Source organism: Roseibium album (assembly GCF_965233825.1).
Lineage (GTDB): Bacteria > Pseudomonadota > Alphaproteobacteria > Rhizobiales > Stappiaceae > Roseibium > Roseibium album.
Genome location: NZ_OZ247583.1, coordinates 1061444 through 1079342, shown reverse-complemented (window position 1 = coordinate 1079342; position 17899 = coordinate 1061444). Strand labels below are relative to the sequence as shown.

The 17899-nt window shown below is 57.3% G+C and carries 19 protein-coding genes; 8 read left to right on the top strand and 11 right to left on the bottom strand.

What is annotated here, in order from left to right; all coding sequences use genetic code 11:
• Nucleotides 1–112 precede the first annotated feature (112 nt).
• From ACO6TI_RS05115 to rph, 5 genes are all read right to left on the bottom strand, one after another.
• Nucleotides 113–541 carry a DUF2852 domain-containing protein gene (locus ACO6TI_RS05115; RefSeq protein ID WP_422384472.1) on the bottom strand — a complete coding sequence of 143 codons (429 nt, stop codon included), beginning with the start codon at nt 539–541 and terminating at the stop codon, nt 113–115.
• 278 nt (nt 542–819) lie between these two features.
• Complete coding sequence (gene phaZ, locus ACO6TI_RS05110; protein ID WP_235808779.1) at nt 820–2325, bottom strand: polyhydroxyalkanoate depolymerase; 1506 nt, start codon at nt 2323–2325, stop codon at nt 820–822.
• Nucleotides 2326–2670: 345 nt separating this feature from the next.
• Complete coding sequence (hemW, locus tag ACO6TI_RS05105) at nt 2671–3834, bottom strand: radical SAM family heme chaperone HemW (RefSeq protein WP_282047172.1); 1164 nt, start codon at nt 3832–3834, stop codon at nt 2671–2673.
• A 5-nt stretch (nt 3835–3839) separates the two neighbouring features.
• A complete protein-coding gene (rdgB, locus tag ACO6TI_RS05100) occupies nt 3840–4478 on the bottom strand; it encodes an RdgB/HAM1 family non-canonical purine NTP pyrophosphatase (RefSeq protein ID WP_055115347.1) in 639 nt (212 codons plus the stop codon).
• Between the two features lie 12 nt (nt 4479–4490).
• Nucleotides 4491–5204, bottom strand: coding sequence for a ribonuclease PH (rph, locus tag ACO6TI_RS05095; RefSeq protein WP_104703161.1), 714 nt, complete (start codon nt 5202–5204; stop codon nt 4491–4493).
• A gap of 166 nt (nt 5205–5370) precedes the next feature.
• On the opposite strand from rph, the gene hrcA reads away from it, so the two are divergent.
• From hrcA to ACO6TI_RS05075, 4 genes are read left to right on the top strand one after another with little or no spacing between them, the layout of a single operon-like run.
• Nucleotides 5371–6453 carry a heat-inducible transcriptional repressor HrcA gene (gene hrcA, locus ACO6TI_RS05090; protein ID WP_051644920.1) on the top strand — a complete coding sequence of 361 codons (1083 nt, stop codon included), beginning with the start codon at nt 5371–5373 and terminating at the stop codon, nt 6451–6453.
• A 12-nt stretch (nt 6454–6465) separates the two neighbouring features.
• Nucleotides 6466–6723 carry a CPCC family cysteine-rich protein gene (locus ACO6TI_RS05085; RefSeq protein WP_104703162.1) on the top strand — a complete coding sequence of 86 codons (258 nt, stop codon included), beginning with the start codon at nt 6466–6468 and terminating at the stop codon, nt 6721–6723.
• Between the two features lie 19 nt (nt 6724–6742).
• The gene (locus tag ACO6TI_RS05080) at nt 6743–7546 is read left to right on the top strand and encodes a HesA/MoeB/ThiF family protein (RefSeq protein WP_104703163.1); all 804 of its coding nucleotides are present in this window, start codon (nt 6743–6745) and stop codon (nt 7544–7546) included.
• A 55-nt stretch (nt 7547–7601) separates the two neighbouring features.
• Nucleotides 7602–8009, top strand: a complete 408-nt coding sequence (locus tag ACO6TI_RS05075) for a carboxymuconolactone decarboxylase family protein (protein WP_055115339.1) — start codon at nt 7602–7604, stop codon at nt 8007–8009.
• A gap of 89 nt (nt 8010–8098) precedes the next feature.
• Here the strand turns inward: ACO6TI_RS05075 and secB are convergent, their stop codons facing one another.
• A complete protein-coding gene (gene secB, locus ACO6TI_RS05070; RefSeq protein ID WP_055115337.1) occupies nt 8099–8608 on the bottom strand; it encodes a protein-export chaperone SecB in 510 nt (169 codons plus the stop codon).
• A gap of 236 nt (nt 8609–8844) precedes the next feature.
• On the opposite strand from secB, the gene ACO6TI_RS05065 reads away from it, so the two are divergent.
• From ACO6TI_RS05065 to ACO6TI_RS05050, 4 genes are all read left to right on the top strand, one after another.
• The gene (locus tag ACO6TI_RS05065; protein WP_055115698.1) at nt 8845–10170 is read left to right on the top strand and encodes an ActS/PrrB/RegB family redox-sensitive histidine kinase; all 1326 of its coding nucleotides are present in this window, start codon (nt 8845–8847) and stop codon (nt 10168–10170) included.
• A gap of 98 nt (nt 10171–10268) precedes the next feature.
• Nucleotides 10269–10826, top strand: a complete 558-nt coding sequence (locus ACO6TI_RS05060) for an ActR/PrrA/RegA family redox response regulator transcription factor (RefSeq protein WP_422384471.1) — start codon at nt 10269–10271, stop codon at nt 10824–10826.
• 102 nt (nt 10827–10928) lie between these two features.
• The gene (locus tag ACO6TI_RS05055) at nt 10929–12755 is read left to right on the top strand and encodes a hypothetical protein (RefSeq protein WP_422384470.1); all 1827 of its coding nucleotides are present in this window, start codon (nt 10929–10931) and stop codon (nt 12753–12755) included.
• Between the two features lie 201 nt (nt 12756–12956).
• On the top strand, nt 12957–14648 hold the full coding sequence (locus ACO6TI_RS05050) for a methyl-accepting chemotaxis protein (protein WP_055115333.1): 1692 nt from the start codon (nt 12957–12959) through the stop codon (nt 14646–14648).
• An 81-nt stretch (nt 14649–14729) separates the two neighbouring features.
• Here ACO6TI_RS05050 and coaA read toward each other — a convergent pair whose 3' ends face one another.
• Genes coaA through ACO6TI_RS05025 form a run of 5 tightly spaced genes read right to left on the bottom strand, consistent with a single transcriptional unit; the run spans nt 14730 to nt 17894 of the window.
• The gene (gene coaA / locus ACO6TI_RS05045) at nt 14730–15695 is read right to left on the bottom strand and encodes a type I pantothenate kinase (protein ID WP_029063382.1); all 966 of its coding nucleotides are present in this window, start codon (nt 15693–15695) and stop codon (nt 14730–14732) included.
• Nucleotides 15696–15735: 40 nt separating this feature from the next.
• On the bottom strand, nt 15736–16059 hold the full coding sequence (locus ACO6TI_RS05040) for a phosphoribosyl-ATP diphosphatase (RefSeq protein WP_409856497.1): 324 nt from the start codon (nt 16057–16059) through the stop codon (nt 15736–15738).
• A gap of 22 nt (nt 16060–16081) precedes the next feature.
• Nucleotides 16082–16861 carry an imidazole glycerol phosphate synthase subunit HisF gene (gene hisF, locus ACO6TI_RS05035; RefSeq protein ID WP_055115330.1) on the bottom strand — a complete coding sequence of 260 codons (780 nt, stop codon included), beginning with the start codon at nt 16859–16861 and terminating at the stop codon, nt 16082–16084.
• Nucleotides 16858–17601 carry a 1-(5-phosphoribosyl)-5-[(5-phosphoribosylamino)methylideneamino]imidazole-4-carboxamide isomerase gene (gene hisA, locus ACO6TI_RS05030; RefSeq protein ID WP_029063379.1) on the bottom strand — a complete coding sequence of 248 codons (744 nt, stop codon included), beginning with the start codon at nt 17599–17601 and terminating at the stop codon, nt 16858–16860. Before hisA ends, hisF begins: the two co-directional genes overlap by 4 nt.
• Nucleotides 17602–17606: 5 nt before the next feature.
• Nucleotides 17607–17894 carry a DUF1330 domain-containing protein gene (locus ACO6TI_RS05025; RefSeq protein WP_055115327.1) on the bottom strand — a complete coding sequence of 96 codons (288 nt, stop codon included), beginning with the start codon at nt 17892–17894 and terminating at the stop codon, nt 17607–17609.
• Nucleotides 17895–17899 lie beyond the last annotated feature (5 nt).

The following is a 17899-nucleotide window of genomic DNA, read 5'->3' as shown; positions in this document are numbered from 1 at the left end:
TCACTTGGCCCGAGTCTAGATAATTTTTTCCGATTGTAAAAATGACGAAGGCGGCGCTGTTTCAGCGCCGCCTTCGGTCAGGCCGCCCGGTGACGGGTCCGGGAGGGAGGACTTACGAAGGAGCAGCCTCGCTGCCGCCATTCGTCCGGCCCCGGTTGGCCATGAAGCGATCGAATTCTTCCAGGTCACGTGCACGACGGAGTTCACGCAGGAAATCGTCGAAATCTGCCCGCATTGCATCGAGCTTCGCGCGCTCTTCTTCCAAACGCTTTATTTCACGTTCGCGGTAGTCGTCGAACGCCACGTTTCCTGTCCGTGCATAACCGGTCGTGCTTGACATCTGATCGAATGCTCCCTTCAGCGGGCTCCCCCGCCATTGTTCCTTTGCGTCACGAGCCATGCTTTCGAAACGGTCGCCCCACAAAATATAGGCGAGCATGGCAAGGCCAAGCGGCCAGAATACCACGAAACCCAGGACCATCAGGCCAATGGTCGCAGGCGTCCAGGCAGGTTTAATCATGCAACTTTTGGTCGTCGTCATCATCCTATCCATTTAAGACATCCACGATACTGAGGTGGGCATTCAGGCGTGACGCTTCAAGGATTTGTGATGATCAACACACGTGCATGCCGCGCATGCGGTTTCAAGGATACATCCTGGCATCCAATTGCAAGTCTTTGTCTTTATTGAAGAAACGATAAATCATTACGGATCTGCAATTACCCATCAGCGACGCTGAAGAAATTTCAGATTTTTCCGGCAACAGCGATTTCCGGACAAGAAAAAGGCGCCTGCCGGCGCCTTTTTATCCAGTTTGATCAGCTTACAGCTTCAGAGAGTTGACGTGCCTGTTCGATCCATTTGTCTCGCTCTATCCGTCCGCGGAAATCAAGCTTGCTGTCAAGCGCCTCAATCTGGTCGCCTGTCAACGAGGCAATCTGCCAGAAGTGGAAAATACCGGCTTCATTGAGTGCGGATTCCAGCTTCGGTCCAACGCCGCTGATCTCCTTGAGATTGTCTGCGGCACCATCAGGCTTTGCCAGCAGGATTTTCGCAAGCGGTCCCGCAGGAGCAGTCTTTGTCTTCGGTTTGGTCGCCGGTTTTGTCTTCTCGGCGGACGCCACCTTCGCCGGTGACTTCGGGGGAGCTTTCTTCGGAGCGCCCGCACGGTTCGACCTGATGAAATCCATCACGCGCGGTGCAATCTCGGAGCGCCAGCGTGATCCGTTGAATACGCCGTAGTGGCCGACATTCGGCTGTTCGTAATGCGCTTTCATATCGTCAGGCAAACTTGTGCAAAGGGCATGAGCTGCCCGGGTCTGTCCCCTGCCGGTGATGTCGTCCTTCTCGCCCTCGACCGTCAACAGCGCTGTCCGGGTGATCTTGCTGCAGTCGACGATCCTGCCGTTGTGTTCCATGGTACCTTCCGGCAGCGCGTGCCGGATGAAAACAGTTTCGACGGTCTGCAAATAGAATTCAGCCGTCAGGTCCATAACCGCCAGATATTCATCGTAAAATTCGCGGTGTTTTTCAGCGCTGTCACCATCGCCTTCGACAAGGTGCTGGAAGAAGTCCCGATGCGCTGTCACGTGGCGGTCAAGGTTCATGCTCATGAAGCCGGACAACTGCAGGAACCCGGGATAGACGTCACGCATAAATCCGGCATGCGGGAACGGCACCTTCATGACGACGTTGTTCTTGAACCATTCGATGCCTTTCGACACGGCAAGATCGTTCACCGCAGTTGGCGCGACCCGCGTATCAATCGGACCGCCCATGAGCGTCATCGTCGACGGTACATAAGGATCCTCGCGATCCTCCATGACCGCAACAGCAGCCAGTACGGGAACCGACGGTTGACAAACGCCGAGCACGTGCGCATCCGGTCCAAGGAAGTGCAACATCGACACGATGTAGTCGATGTAATCGTCCAGATCGAACTTGCCGTCCTGGATCGGCACCATGCGCGCATCTATCCAATCAGTGATGTAGACGTCCGCATCCGGCATCAGGGCTTCCACTGTGCCGCGCAGCAATGTCGCATAGTGACCGGACATCGGCGAAACGATCAGGATCTTCGGATCGTTGCGGTGCGATGTAACGCCGCGTTCAAAATGGATCAGATCGCAAAAGGGCCTGCTCCAGACAACGTTCTCGCGAACCGGGACGCGAACACCGCCAACGGACGTTTCCTTCAAACCGAATTCCGGTTTTCCGTAGCGGCGGGTGGTGCGTTCGAGCACTTCACATCCAGCAGCGATCTGACGCCCGAAACTTGTGTGGGTCCAGGGGTTTAAAGGGTTTTGAAAACACAGCCGGGTCATGTCAGCGGCAGCCCTGAACGGAGCCAAGGCTGCATGATTCAGCTCATAAAGGTGATAAAACGGCAAAGGCGCGTCTCCTTTGTTCGCGATGCCGCTGCCTGCCCCTGGCGCAGTTTGGAAACATTATTTCGCAGCTCGCTTGTTATTGCACCATCTATTGCATCGCAGCACAATAACCAGCATGGCAGTCACCTGCAATACTGCTATTTGCTATAAGATTCAGGGCTTAAGCCCACCAGGAGACTGCCAAACTCATTTTGGTGCCAAAATTATTTGCAGCGCACAAGGCAGATAGAGCATTTAAATCAAATTGGTAGAATTAATTGCAACTGCAAGAATTCTTGGTCAGGCGGCGAGATCCGCAACCACTGCGTCCAGCACGAAAAAACCCTCGCGGGTGGCCCGAACACGGTTTTCCCCGATTTCTTCGATCATTCCATGTTCCAGAAGCGCCTTGATACGACGCGGATCGACCGACCTGTGGGAAAAACTACGATAGCGCAGCAGGTCGATTCCTTCCGTGAGCCGAAGTCCCATGAGAAGGAACTCGTCACCCTGCTCCTCCTCGTTGAGACCGGCATTTTCAATCAGACCCTGGCCCAGATTTTCGACATTTTCCAACCAGGTCTCCGGATGACGTTCGGTGGCTGTCGCCATACGGTTTGCGCCGACTGTCAGCCGTCCATGTGCCCCCGGACCGATCCCGACGTAGTCGCCGTAGCGCCAGTAAACCAGATTGTGTCGGCATTCCGCCCCGGGGCGGGCGTGGTTGGAGACTTCGTAAGCCGGAAGGCCTGCCTGTTCAGTCACCTCCTGAGTCATCTCAAAAAACTCCGCACCCAACTCCGGATCGGGTGTCTTGAGCTTTCCCGCCTTGTGCAGCGCAAAGAACGGGGTCCCTTCCTCGATGGTGAGCTGATACAGCGACAGATGGTCCGCGGCGAGCGAGATTGCCTGTTCAAGTTCCAGCGCCCAGTCGGACGGTGTCTGCCCCGGACGTGCGTAGATCAGGTCAAAGGAAAGTCGGGGAAATGTTTCCCGGGCGATCTCGATTGCGGATCGCGCTGTCGCTGCATCATGCAAACGCCCGAGAAGCTTCAGATCGGTATCGTGCAAGGACTGCACGCCAAGCGAAACCCGGTTCACGCCAGCAGCCCGATAGCCTTTGAACCGGTTCGCCTCGACCGAGGTCGGGTTCGCCTCCAGCGTTATTTCCACATTTTCGTCGAGGGACCACCGGTCCGACACCGCCTTCAGCAATCGATCGACCGTCGCCGGATCCATCAACGAGGGCGTGCCACCCCCCAGAAAGATCGACTGGACGGATTTGTTGCCCGTCAGGTCGGCGAAATAGGACAGTTCCCGTTCAAAGGCAGCCGCGAAGCGTTCCTGATCAACCGGCTGATGGCGAACGTGTGAATTGAAATCGCAATAAGGGCATTTGGCAGCACAGAACGGCCAATGAATGTAGATTCCGAATCCAGCGTCGGATGTCCCTTGAACAGTCAATTCGGTTATCCTTCCAGACACCCTTCCGCAAACGCCTTGAAAGCGCGGGCGCGGTGCGACAAGGGTGGGGTGTCTGCGGACATGCCGTGCTTTTCGTCCGACGTCATTTCACCGAATGTCCGATCGCGGCCATCCGGTTTGAACATGGGATCATATCCGAACCCCATTGTTCCGCGCGGCGGCCAGATCACGTCGCCATCGACTTCTCCGCGGAAGAATTCCCTGTGCCCGTCCGGCCAGGCGAGGCACAGCACGGCAACGAAGGAGCCGCGGCGTTTTTCGCGGGTATCGGCATTCAGCGTGCTGAGCTTCTCCTCGATCGTCCGCATGGCCATGGCAAAGTCCTTTTCAGGACCCGCCCAGCGCGCAGAATAAATACCGGGATCGCCGCCAAGAGCCTCGACGCAAAATCCGCTGTCGTCAGCAAGAGACGGCAGTCCGGCGGCCTCGGCCGCAGCAACCGCCTTGATCGCGGCATTGTCTTCAAACGTGAGCCCGTTTTCTTCTGGTTCAGGCAAATCAAGATCTGCGGCGGAGACGACCTCAAACCCGTACGGACGGAGCAGCTCGTTGATCTCCCTGATTTTCCCCTTGTTGTGACTGGCGACAACAAGTTTTCCCGGTTCGAGTTTACGGTGGCTCATCGCTCGGTCTCCTTAGAGAATTGCCATTTTCTGCAGATCTACGAGACGATTGATTCCTGCCTTCGCCAAGCCGAGCAATTGCCCGAATTCCTCTTCGGAAAAAGGCGCACCTTCGGCTGTCCCCTGGATTTCAACAATTCCGCCGGACCCGGTCATGACGAAATTCGCGTCCGTTTCCGCAGTACTGTCTTCGGCGTAGTCCAGATCGAGTACGGGAGCGCCCTCGTAAATTCCGCAGGAAATTGCAGCGATGTGATCCGTCAGAACGTCGCCGGTCACCATGTCCCGGGCGCGCATCCATTCAATGCAATCGCGCAACGCCACCCAGGCGCCGGTTATGGACGCCGTGCGCGTGCCGCCATCTGCCTGGATCACGTCGCAATCGACGGAGATCTGCACTTCGCCAAGCGCTTCCAGATTTACGACTGCGCGCAACGACCGGCCGATCAGGCGCTGGATTTCCTGAGTTCTGCCGGATTGTTTGCCCGCGCTCGCTTCGCGGCGCATGCGGTCACCGGTCGCGCGTGGCAGCATGCCGTATTCCGCGGTCACCCAACCCCGGTTCTGCCCGCGGAGCCAGGGCGGTACGCGTTCTTCGAGGCTGGCTGTGCAAAGCACGTGGGTATCGCCGAACTTGACCAGGCAAGATCCCTCCGCGTGTTTTGACACACTGCGCTCCAGGGTAACCGCCCGGAGCTCATCGACTGCGCGTTTTGACGGACGCATGAAAATTCCTTTCGACCTTCGCTTGCGATGCAAACATCATTGGAAACGGCTGTTTCCTTCAAATCTCATGCGCCTTTTAGACCTCATATTTGTGCAAGGTAAAGGGCCTGCTTCACCTCGGACCCATTTTGCGCCTATATCTTGGGTGTAAGACGAAAAAACCTGTCTGAAATTGGCCATTGTATTCGGAGAACACGCCTTGAGCCTCAGCGACCTCGACAAGAGATCCCGCGAGATTTTCCGCTCGATCGTCGAAAGCTATCTGGAAACCGGTGACCCCGTGGGTTCACGAAATGTGTCGCGCAATCTTGCCATGTCGCTTTCGCCGGCATCCGTGCGCAATGTCATGTCGGACCTTGAACACCTGGGCCTGCTGCATTCGCCGCACACGAGTGCCGGGCGGTTGCCCACCGAAATCGGCCTGCGGTTCTTTGTCGACGCATTGCTCGAGGTCGGGGATCTGACCGAAGAAGAACGCCGGCAGATCGATATCCAGGTTCGCGCCTCGAACGAGGCGAATTCAACCGAACAGGTGCTGACCGAAGCCAGTCAGATGCTGTCAGGCCTTACCATGGGCGCCGGCGTGGTGCTGACACACAAGAACGATACGCGGCTCAAGCATATCGAATTCGTCCGCATCGAACCGCAGAAAGCGCTCGTCATACTTGTCAGCGAAGACGGGTCCGTCGAAAACAGGGTCGTCGAATTGCCGTCAAACCTGCCGTCCTCGGCACTTATCGAGGCGACCAACTACCTCAACGCCCAGATCCAGGGACGGACGCTTTCTGACATCAAAACGGAACTGGAACAGGTTCGCGACGCGGACCAGGCGGAACTCGACCAGCTCAGCCAGAAAGTCATCAACGCGGGTCTTGCCGTCTGGGGCGGCGACAGCGCGAGCGACCCGGGAACGTTGATTGTGCGCGGTCGCTCGAACCTCCTGACCGACCTTGACGCGGTGGAGGACCTGGAGCGTATCCGGCTGCTCTTTGACGATCTGGAAAACAAAAGGGATCTGATCCAGCTGCTCGGCCTAGCCGAAAATGGCGACGGCGTACGCATCTTCATAGGTTCGGAGAACAATCTCTTTTCGCTTTCCGGATCTTCGCTGGTGATTTCACCCTACCGGGACAGCAACCAGCGTATCGTCGGCGTCCTCGGTGTGATCGGCCCGACACGCCTGAACTATGCCCGGGTTATTCCGATGGTCGACTATACGGCTCGTCTGGTCAGCAAGATTCTGAAGTAGGGCCAACAAGGAATGAATCGACAGACGGCTTGCAAGTGCTGCGGATACAATACGATTGGTCCTGAAGGCGATGACAGTTACGAGATTTGTCCTGTCTGCTTTTGGGAAGCTGACCCCGTCCAGAATGCCAACCCCGAATTTGCTGGCGGAGCAAACGTCCCGTCCCAAGATGAAGCCAGGCGTACCTTTTCTGCCATCGGTGCCTGTGAGCCTCGCTTTCTAGAACAAGTACGAATGCCCCATTTCACGGAATTTCCGGAAAACAACTGATCAATGGATCGACGCAATCATGCTGTCTGCTGCAGAACTTGAACGTTACGCCCGTCACATCGTCATGCAGGACATCGGCGGCGCGGGACAACAGAAACTCAAGAATGCCCGCGTCCTTGTCATTGGAGCGGGTGGTCTGGGAGCTCCCGTCCTGCAGTATCTCTCTGCGGCCGGTGTCGGTACACTCGGTATCGTCGACGACGATACGGTGTCGCTATCCAATCTTCAGCGCCAGGTCATTCACGATACGGACCGGCTGGGCGAGCCGAAAGTGGCCAGTGCCGCAGAAGCGATCGCGCGCCTCAACCCCAACGTCAAGGTCGAGCCGTACCCGACACGGATCGCCGGCCACAACGCCCTGGCGCTGATTTCCGGCCATGATCTGGTGGTTGATGGTTCTGACAATTTCGATACGCGTTACCTGGTGTCAGACGCCTGCTTCTTTGCAAGAAAACCTCTCGTGACAGCGGCTGTCGGCCAGTTCGACGGTTCGATCACCACCTTGAGGCCGTTTGACACCAACACAAACGGCGACCCCAACCCGACCTACCGGTGCCTGTTCCCCCAAAAACCCCGCGAGGGACTGCTTCCGACCTGCGCACAAGCGGGCGTTCTGGGCGCTCTGACCGGTATAATCGGTGCCATGCAGGCCATGGAAGTGATCAAGGAACTCACTGGCATTGGCGAAGGACTGGTCGGCCGGATGATCATGTTCGATGCGCGGAGCTTCCGGATGGAAACAATCCGCTACAAGCGGTCGGCGAAGAACCCGCTGAACGGAAACGACCCGAAAAGCTGGGCGGAACTTCTGGAAGAGGCCTGACGGGTCCGGCTTCCCTTGACGGGTACAAATCAGCAATCGATGCGAGGAGACAGCCATGGCAACCGTGAAACTGATATCGGATGCAGAAGCGGAAGAAATACCTGCAGTCAAAGCTGTTTTCGAAGATATCCGGCAAACACGCGGCTCGGATTTCATAAACAACGTCTGGCGGGCACTGGCAAATGATCCCAAAGGACTTGAACGGACCTGGCAGCAGGTAAAATCCGTGATGGCAGTGCCGGGAGTGCTCGATCCCAAGTTCCGCGAGATGATCTACATCGCGGTGTCGGCTGCCAATGGCTGCAGCTATTGCGTCCATTCCCATACCGCTGCAGCGCGTGCAAAAGGCATGAGCGACGAGGAGCACGGTGAATTGCTGCAGATAATCGGATTGGCAGCCATGACAAACACCCTTGTCACGTCATTGCAAGTGCCAGTCGATCCCGAATTCGAGGTCGCCTGAGGGCCTGATCAGTCAGTGCATGCACTTGCGAAAAAAACCCGCACCAGACATTGTCCGGCGCGGGTTTGAATTCATGACATTCAATAAGCTCAGTTAGGCTTCGGTGCGTCTTCGCCCTGCTTCGCTGCCTGCTGAGCCATGTTCTGGCGATACAGCTGCGCGAAATCGATCGGGTCGAGCATCAGCGGCGGGAAGCCGCCGTTACGTGTCGCTTCCGAAAGAATGTTGCGCGCGAACGGGAAAATCATGCGCGGGCATTCGATCATGACGAATGGATGCATGTGTTCCTGGGGCACACCGGTGATCCTGAAGATGCCTGCATAGATCAGTTCGACGTTGAACATGACCATATCCGGACGTTCAGCCTTTGCGGTCAGCGTGAGGACAACTTCAAACTGGTCGTCACCCATCTGCTGAGCACCAACATTCACGTTGATGTCCAGTTTCGGCTGCTCCTGATTCTCGTTCTGGGCAAGCGAGCGCGGTGCATTCGGGTTTTCAAACGACAGATCCTTGATGTACTGACCCAGGATATGCATTCCCGGCGCTGCGGCACCCTCCGTCTGCGGCTGCACGCCGCCGTCATTCGTGTCGGTCATCTTGTTTCATTCCGTTTTGCGTTACTGATCTGAGAAGAAGAAGCCAGAGCGAGAAGGGGTCGGATCAACCGATTGAATGCATCAATCCAATCCCGCCTGGCTCTGTAATCCTTCTGGCGGGCCGCCGGACCGTGTGATCCGGACAACCTTGTCTGCTGGCTGGCTAACATCTCAAAACGATGCGCACAAGGGCTATGGCCTTGTCAGCGGCGGGAATCCGCTTCAAAAAGATGCCTATGACGGACCAACCCGCGCCCAATATCACGCTGCCGCATCGCCGGCTGAAACTCGACACGCTTGTCCGGCTTCGCTGGCTCGCGGTTGGTGGCCAGTCAGCGGCACTCCTTGTCGTATATGTCGGCCTCGGGTATTCGCTGCCTGCCGGCCCTGCATTCGCCATGGTGGCGATGTCGGCATGGCTGAACATCTTCCTGAAAATCCGCTGGCCATCTGCCATGCGCCTGTCCGAGAGGGCGGCCACGCTTCAGCTCGCATACGACATATTGCAGATGAGTGGGCTTTTGTTGCTCACCGGCGGTCTGGGCAATCCGTTTGCCTTTCTGCTGATGGCGCCCGTGATGGTATCCGCGACGGGCCTTTCCTCGCGCTATACGGTCGTTCTCGGTGTTCTTGCGACAGTTTGCGCCAGTTTTCTGGCTGTATTTCATTTCCCCTTGCCCTGGCCCGATTCCGAGGATTTCAGGTTGCCCGTCATCTATTCGGTCGGGATCTGGATTGCCCTGGTGCTGACGCTCGGCTTTATGGCGGTCTATGCGTTCCGGGTCGCGGAAGAGGCCCGGCAGCTGGCCGACGCGCTCACCGCAACTGAACTCGTCCTCGCGCGCGAACAGCACCTCAACGCGTTGGACGGGCTGGCGACCGCGGCAGCGCACGAGCTTGGCACACCGCTGGCAACCATCTACCTCGTTGCCAAGGAACTGAACGGTGAATTTGAAACGGGTGATCACCGGGGTGAGGATGTCGCGCTGATCCGGTCGCAAGCCGAAAGATGCCGGGAAATCCTGAAACAGCTCAACAGCCTTTCGAGCGAGGAAGACCAGACCTACCAGCGCATGCCCGTCGCACAATTGCTGGAAGACGTGATCGATCCGCATCGCGGCACCGGGGTCGCGATCCATTCGACCCAGAACGGCGAAAGTGCGGAGCCGGTCGGAACGCGGAATGCAGCGATCCGCTACGGTCTGGGCAATCTTGTCGAAAACGCTGTCGACTTCGCGAAATCCAGGGTGGACGTGTCGGCGACGTGGGACGATACGACCCTGTCGATTTCGATAAGGGACGACGGTCCCGGATTCTCCGTCGATATTCTGGGCAAGATAGGAGATCCATATGTCTCGGTCCGGGGCGGCAAGTCACCGCAGGGCAGCACCGGCGGAGGGCTCGGGTTGGGCATTTTCATTGCCAAGACACTGCTGGAACGCACAGGAGCAAAGCTTCTTCTTGAGAACCAGGCACCACCGGACAGCGGAGCGCATGTGCGCGTCAGCTGGCCGCGCTCGACATTTGAACGCAGCGTTGGAGTGGACGAAACGTCATTTTAGCCCCATAACGGCAACAAATGAGCATCAACTGGCAGGTTAATGTTCAACAAACCCATCCGACCTGCACAAGAAGACGTAAGAATAAACGGTAACGAGCCATGACGGACCAAATGACTTCTTTGAACGGATCCGGAGACATGAGTCTCCTCATTGTTGACGACGACAAACCGTTTCAGCAACGCCTGGCGCGGGCGATGGAAAAACGCGGGTTCCTAACCGAAACGGCAGACGGTGTACAGGATGCTGCCATAAAAATTTCTCGCGCGGCACCGGCCTATGCGATCGTGGATATGCGCCTGGAAGATGGCAACGGTCTCGATGTAATTGAAAAAATCCGGCAGAAACGCCCGGACGCACGCGCAATCGTCCTCACCGGATACGGCAATATCGCCACCGCCGTGACTGCGGTGAAGCTCGGCGCCATCGACTATCTGGCAAAACCCGCTGACCCTGACGACATCGTGGCGGCTCTTGCACGCAAACCGGAAGACAAGGCACAGCCTCCCGAAAACCCGATGTCGGCGGACCGGGTTCGCTGGGAACATATTCAACGCGTTTACGAACTGTGCGACCGGAATGTTTCAGAAACAGCCCGCCGCCTCAACATGCATCGCCGGAGTTTGCAGCGCATACTCGCAAAACGCGCGCCGCGTTGACTGCGAACTGTGTTGAAACCGTTTGCAGGGTTGCCCTTTCGGCGCCACTTTGCCTAAGTATTCCTTGTTGGTAATTCCTTTGCGCTCCTATGGAGATCATTCATGCGGCTTGTTGCTGCTTGCAGTTTTGATACGCCCGTCGCCAAATCCCGCCTTCTTGCGGCTTGCAGCGTCATTTTCCTGACCTGTGGTACAAGCGCGCTCGCCCAGTCGGTTCCCGAAACCGTTCGGGTCAACGTGGAACCTTCCGAACCTGGAATTCGGTCCATCGCTGTCAACAAGCAATACAGACCGATCATCAGCCGGGACGACAATGGGGTCGTGATCGACACGATGGGCAGCAACAACAAGCTGCCGCCATGCGACGTCAAGCTGGAAGTGACACTGGAAAACAGCCGTATCCTGCACCGCGACGCGGATCTTTGCAGCGGCAGCACGCTCGTCGTGGACGTCTCAAGCGACGGCAAACCCGGCGCAACCGCGCGTATCGTCGGAACGTCTTCAGGCGTTTCGGCCGGACCGGTGGCCAATGCACCGGCAGATACCGGCGCATCGCAAACGTCCACGCCCTCTGTTCAGCAATCCGGGCAGAGTGACGAACAGGCCGTTGCCGAAGTCAGCCCCTCCTCTGAATCGGGAGGACTGCAACCGCTTGAACAGGTCGACACTCCGATCTCGGCATCTGATCCGAACAATCCTGCCGGAACACCGGGTTCAACAGGCGATTTTGAAACGACTGTCCGTGAAAGCCTTTCCGGGGGCGCCGGGAACACCCAGGCGATACTCGTTTCACCGGCTGATGGCAGGGAATGGGGGTCGGAACCCGGCGGTCAGCCCGGATCGATCTCGACATTGCAGCACACTGTTCCGCAGACCGACAACAGGGACTTCCGGGCCGATTGCACGACCCAATCCGGGTTTGCGAAGATTACCTTTCAACAAGCGCCGGCCGGATTGCAGGAAGGCATGCCGCAGGCGATCCGCGTGACGGCCGGAGACTATTCCGCCACATTCAACGCGTTCGGATCGTCGAATGCCAATGAAGCCGGTATCTCCCTTCCCGAAGTCAATATCGAAATGACCGATCCGCTTTGGGAAGCCATGATCCGGCAATCGGAACTCTCGATCGCCGTGGAAGGTCTTCAGCCTTATCCGGTGTCTCTCGGCGGCAGCGCCAATCCGATCCGTCTGTTCGTGGCGACCTGTTCGTTGCCGCAGCAGATTGTCGGCGATGGCGCCTTCGGTGAAGATCCCGGTTCGGATCTGTCCTGCAGTGAACTCGGCCGCGTGCGTTCTGTCGAAGCGGTCCAGCCAGGGCAAATCGTGTTCCGCAACTCGGGCCGCCAACCCGTCGAGGTCCACTGGGTCGACTATCGCGGCGGTGAGCGCCCCTATGCGCGGCTCGAGGCCGGCCAGATACTGGAACAACAAACCTATGTGTCGCATGCCTGGACCGTTCGCGGGGCGAACGGTGAGTGCCGCGGCATCTATGTGACCCAGTCTCCCTATCGGGAAGTCGTTATCGGCGGCTCGGGAACGTTCGGCAACACCAATGCCGGCGGTTTCGGTGGCTCCAACGGTGGTCAGGGCGGTTTTCAGGGTGACCAGTTCGGCAACGGCATTCCGAACGGGCCTGTTCCTCCCGGTAGCGTCGGCGGAGACAATCAACCGAATTTCCAACAGCAGGCGGCACGTACCAATGTGGCCGACTACCTGTGCACGGCCGGCATCGACCTGAATGTGGTGTTTTCACCGGATGGGCAGACCGCGACAGTTGCTGAAATGGGGTACGGGGCCGTGACACTGGAGCGCTTCGGCAGTGCCAACACATTTCACTACGAGGGCCAGGGACACATTCTCAAGGGCCAACTCCAGAATGCGACCTGGACGCGTCCCGGCTTGCGTGATGTTTTTTGCGCTCGCAGGTAAGGCGTGAAGCTGGTTGCTTTTCTTGCGAAACATTCTCACATTGAATGCAGATGCTGAGCGAATGCTCGCAAGACGTGTATTTATCGTCAATCTTGTCATTATTTTCTGAATTTCGAAAATTTCAAAACTACATTTGCAATGCAGCATTCGTTAACGCCTGAAGTCTAATCTAGTTCAAAGTTTAACTTTAGGTAGCTTAGCATGTCATTTACACGTTGGCCTCTGGCCTGGAAAATCTGCACGCCGGTCTTTGTCATTGCGATCTTCACAGTCGCATTGGCGGGGATATCGCTCACGTCGCTGAAAGAGGCGATGCTTCAAGAGCGCCTTGTAAAGATCGAGGACATCTCCAATACGGCCAGGAACATAGCCGCGCGCTACCACGAAATGGAAAAAGCGGGCACCTTGACGCCGGAAGAGGCCCAGCAACGCGCAATCGAAGCCATTTCGGCAATGCGGTTCGAGGATGGCAAAAACTATCTTTTCGTCTTCGACAACCAGTCGGTTACCATTTCACATGCGAAAGCCAGCCTGATCGGCAAGGATCTTTCAGGACTCAAGGACGCGAACGGCGTCCAGATCATCCCGGAACTCGTCAAGCTTGCAGATGCGGGAGGCGGGAGCCTTCAGTACCTGTGGCCACGTGCAGGAAGCGACATTCCGATCGAAAAATGGGGCTACGCTGTCGGGTTTGGTCCCTGGAAATGGATGATCGGAACCGGGGTCTATATTGACGATCTGGAAGCCGCGTTCTGGAACCAGGCAGTTGTCATCATCGCCCTGACCTTCTTTGGTGCCGTCATAGCCGGTACCATCGCACTTTTTTCGATCCGAAGCCTTGTGCGCCCGTTGCGTTCCCTGACCGCCGACATGAGCTCTCTTGCCGAAGGCAACACCAATATCGAGATACAGGGCGTGGATCGCGGCGACGAAATCGGCCAGATGGCTTCGGCGATGGAAGTTTTCGTTCAAAACGAAACCAAAAGACGCGCATTGGAAGAACAGCAAAACGAATCTCAGGAGGACGCAGCCCGCAAAGGTGCGGAGATCCAGGGGCTGAGTGGTGAATTCGATCGTCAGATCATGGAAATGCTGAACATCATCGACGGATCCGTGAAAAATCTCCAGACGGCCTCATCCGACATGACGGGCGTTGCTGCACAAACAACCGAGCAGAGCGGCCTGGTTTCCAACGCGTCCTCGCAAGCAGCGCACAATGTCGAAACCGTTGCGGCAGCAGCAGAAGAACTTTCCGCGTCCGTCAACGAGATCCGAAGGCAGGTTCAGTCTTCCAGCGAAATCGCGGCCAAGGCCGCCGGAGAAGCTGAATCGACAAACCAGCGCATGAGTGGATTGTCGGAATCTGCTAGCCGGATCGGCGAAGTCGTGACGCTCATCCAGGCAATTGCCGAACAAACCAATCTGCTTGCGCTCAACGCAACCATAGAGGCCGCGCGCGCTGGTGAGGCGGGCAAGGGATTTGCCGTCGTTGCTGCCGAAGTCAAGGAGCTGGCGAACCAGACATCCAAGGCGACCGAAGAGATCTCCAGCCAGATTTCCGCAATCCAGGAAGAAACAGGTCACGCAGCGAGCGCGATCTCCTCCGTGACGGAAATCATCACCAACATGAACGAGATCGCGTCTTCAATCGCCGCGTCAATCGACGAACAGGGCGCGGCGACCCAGGAAATCGCGACAAATGCGACCGAGGCATCGCGCAGCACGGTCGAGGTGACAACCAATATCGAAAGTGTTGCGTCCGCCGCTGAAAACACCCGCGACACCGCGGACAAGGTCGACGCATCGGCGCAGGAGTTGACGGAAAACGCGGTCCAGTTGCGGGGACAAGTTGCCACCTTCCTGGATGAAGTTCGCCGGAGGTCTGCTGCCTGACGCACCAGGAAGAAATCACCGATATTCCGGAACGGCCTCTCCAACGGTGAGAGGCCGGTTTCGTTAGTGGCGCAGGCGCGGTCAGATCTTGCGCAGGGCGACCTTCGAAATTCGGTGACTGGCGTTCTTTGAGAGGATCAGATCGGCACGCGGGCGGGTCGGAAGGATATTTTCCCGCAGATTAACCAGGTTGATCTCGGTCCAGATCCGGTTTCCGGTTTCTACGGCTTCTTCGTCGGTGATCCGCGAAAACTTGTGAAAATAGGATCCAGGATCGCGGAAGGCTGTCTCCCTGAGGCGCATGAAGCGATCGACGTACCATTTGCGAAGCAGATCTTCATCGGCATCGATATAGACCGAGAAATCGAAGAAATCGGACACGAACGGCACAGCCCGGCCGTCCCTGGGCAGTTCCCGGGTCTGCAAGACATTCAGACCCTCGACAATCAGGATATCGGGCTTGTCGACGGTGATCGTATGGCCCGGCATGACGTCATAATAAAAGTGCGAATAGACAGGTGCCCGAACATTGCGCCTGCCGGCCTTGATGTCAGACAGGAATTTCAACAGCCGCGTCCGGTCGAAACTCTCCGGGAACCCTTTTTTGGACATCAGTCCTTCCGCTTCCAGGATCGCGTTCGGAAAGAGAAAGCCGTCTGTGGTGAGCAGGTCCACCTTCGGGCTTGCAGGCCAGCGGGTGAGGAGTTCTCGCAAGACGCGTGATGTCGTTGACTTTCCAACAGAAACCGACCCGGCAACACCGATGATAAAGGGGGTCTTGCCGTCCCTGTGGCCAAGGAAATTCTGCGTCGCCTGATGGATGCTGACGGTAGCCTCGGCATAAAAGGCGAGCAGGCGCGAGAGGGGCAGGTAAATCGTCTCGACCTGCTCGATGGAGACCGGGGCGTTGAGACCCTGAAGCTGTTCGACCTCATGCTCGTCAAGCGTCATCGGCGTGTCTGCGCGCAAACGGGACCACTGGCGCTCGGTGAACACCCGGTAAGGGGACAAGTCCATGTCCAGGGCCGTTGCGACTTTCTGATCCATCGTTTCGCAGTTCCCGCTGCGGTGCCTAGCGAATTGACTGTTACTCCTGAGGCCGGGAGGCCTTTTCTTCAAGTCCGGTCTGTCCCGTACGCCGTCCGAGCTCCGCCATCACATCTTTCAGCGAAACATTGGATACGTTCAGAACCACCAACAAATGATAAAGCACATCGGCGGCTTCCGCCGTCAACTCCTCCCGATCTTCCTGAACAGCCGCAATCGCTGCCTCGACCGCTTCTTCCCCCAGTTTTTGGGCGCATTTGGCTACGCCCCTGTTCACGAGCTTGCGCGTGTAGGACTTTTCGTCATCGCTCTTCGCACGCGCAGCAACTATGGCATCCAGATCGTCCAGAGTGAACTTGGTCATTTGGCTAGGTCCTTGCCGGAAATCAGGCGTCAAGACGCATTGGCACGCCCGCGTCGTCCATGTATTTCTTGGTTTCCTGGATCGTGTACTCGCCGAAATGGAATATGGACGCTGCCAGCACGGCTGTCGCGTGACCATCACGAACACCTTCCACCATGTGATCGAGATTGCCAACACCACCCGACGCGATCACGGGCACCGGAACGGCATCTGCAATCGCCCTGGTGAGCGCGATATTGTAGCCAGACTTGGTGCCGTCACGATCCATGGAAGTCACAAGCAACTCGCCAGCCCCCAGTTCAACAACCTTCCTGGCAAATCCTATGGCATCGATCCCGGTGGGATTGCGTCCGCCATGCGTGAAGATCTCGAATCTTTCAGGCTCTCCAGGCGCGTTGACCTGCTTGGCGTCAATGGAAACGACGATACACTGTGCGCCGAATTTTTCAGCGGCCTCACGTACAAAGTCGGGATTCCTGACCGCCGCCGTATTGATGGAAACCTTGTCCGCCCCTGCGATCAGAAGCTTGCGGATGTCTTCGACCGTCCGGACACCGCCGCCAACGGTCACCGGCATGAAACAGGCTTCAGCCGTCCGCCTGACGACATCGTAAATCGTGTCGCGGCCTTCGTGGCTGGCGGTGATATCGAGAAAACAGAGCTCATCTGCGCCAGCCGCATCGTAGGCCTTGGCCGCCTCGACCGGGTCACCGGCATCGACCAGGTCGACAAAATTGACGCCTTTGACGACGCGGCCATCCTTCACGTCGAGGCACGGAATGACACGGGCTTTCAGGGTCATGATGCTTTTCTCCGGGCAGTCAGGATCAGATCCATCGCTTCTTTCGCGTCGAGCCGCCCGTCATAGAGCGCCCTGCCTGAGATCGCGCCTTCCAGGATGGCGCAGTCCGGTTCCAGCAACCGATGAATATCATCGATGGATGCAAGGCCGCCCGAGGCGATCACCGGAATCGAGACTGATCGTGCCAGTTCCAGTGTCGAGGGAATATTCAGCCCCTTCAAAACCCCGTCCCGGTCGATGTCCGTATAAATGATTGCCGACACGCCGGCATCCTCGAACTGCCTTGCCAGGTCGACCGCCGTCAGTTCGGAAGTTTCCGCCCAGCCTTCGACGGCCACGTGGCCACCCTTTGCGTCGATGCCGACGGCCACCTTGCCCGGAAATTTCCTGCAGGCTTCCTTCACCAGTTCCGGATCGCGCACGGCGACCGTTCCGAGAATGACGCGAGTGACGCCCTTTCCAAGCCAGGTTTCGATATGGTCAAGCGTCCTGATCCCGCCTCCGAGCTGAACGGGATTGCCCGTCGATGAAAGAATGCTGTCCACGGCAGCGCCGTTGACACTTTCACCGGCAAACGCCCCGTTGAGGTCGACCACGTGCAGCCATTCAAAACCCTGGTTTTCGAACGACCTGGCCTGGGCACCGGGATCGTCGTTGAAGACGGTCGCCTGGTCCATGTCGCCAAGTTTCAGGCGCACGCACTGGCCATCCTTGAGATCGATGGCGGGAAATAGGATCATTCTCGTTACATTCCTTCCACGATGACGATCTCGCCATCGGCAACCTTCTGGCGGATCTTCACCGCTTCCTGATATTCCGGCGAGTTATAACAATCCACCGCGTGTTGGAAGCTGGGAAATTCAATGACGACATTTCGTGCCCTGCCCGGGCCTTCAATGGCATTGGTCTTGCCACCGCGAGCGAGGAAATTGGCCCCAAACCTTTCAAAGGCCGGTTTGGCCGTTTCGACATATTGCGGGTAGTTTTCCGGGTCGTTAACGTCCACCCGTGCAATCCAGTATCCCTTGCTCACGCGCC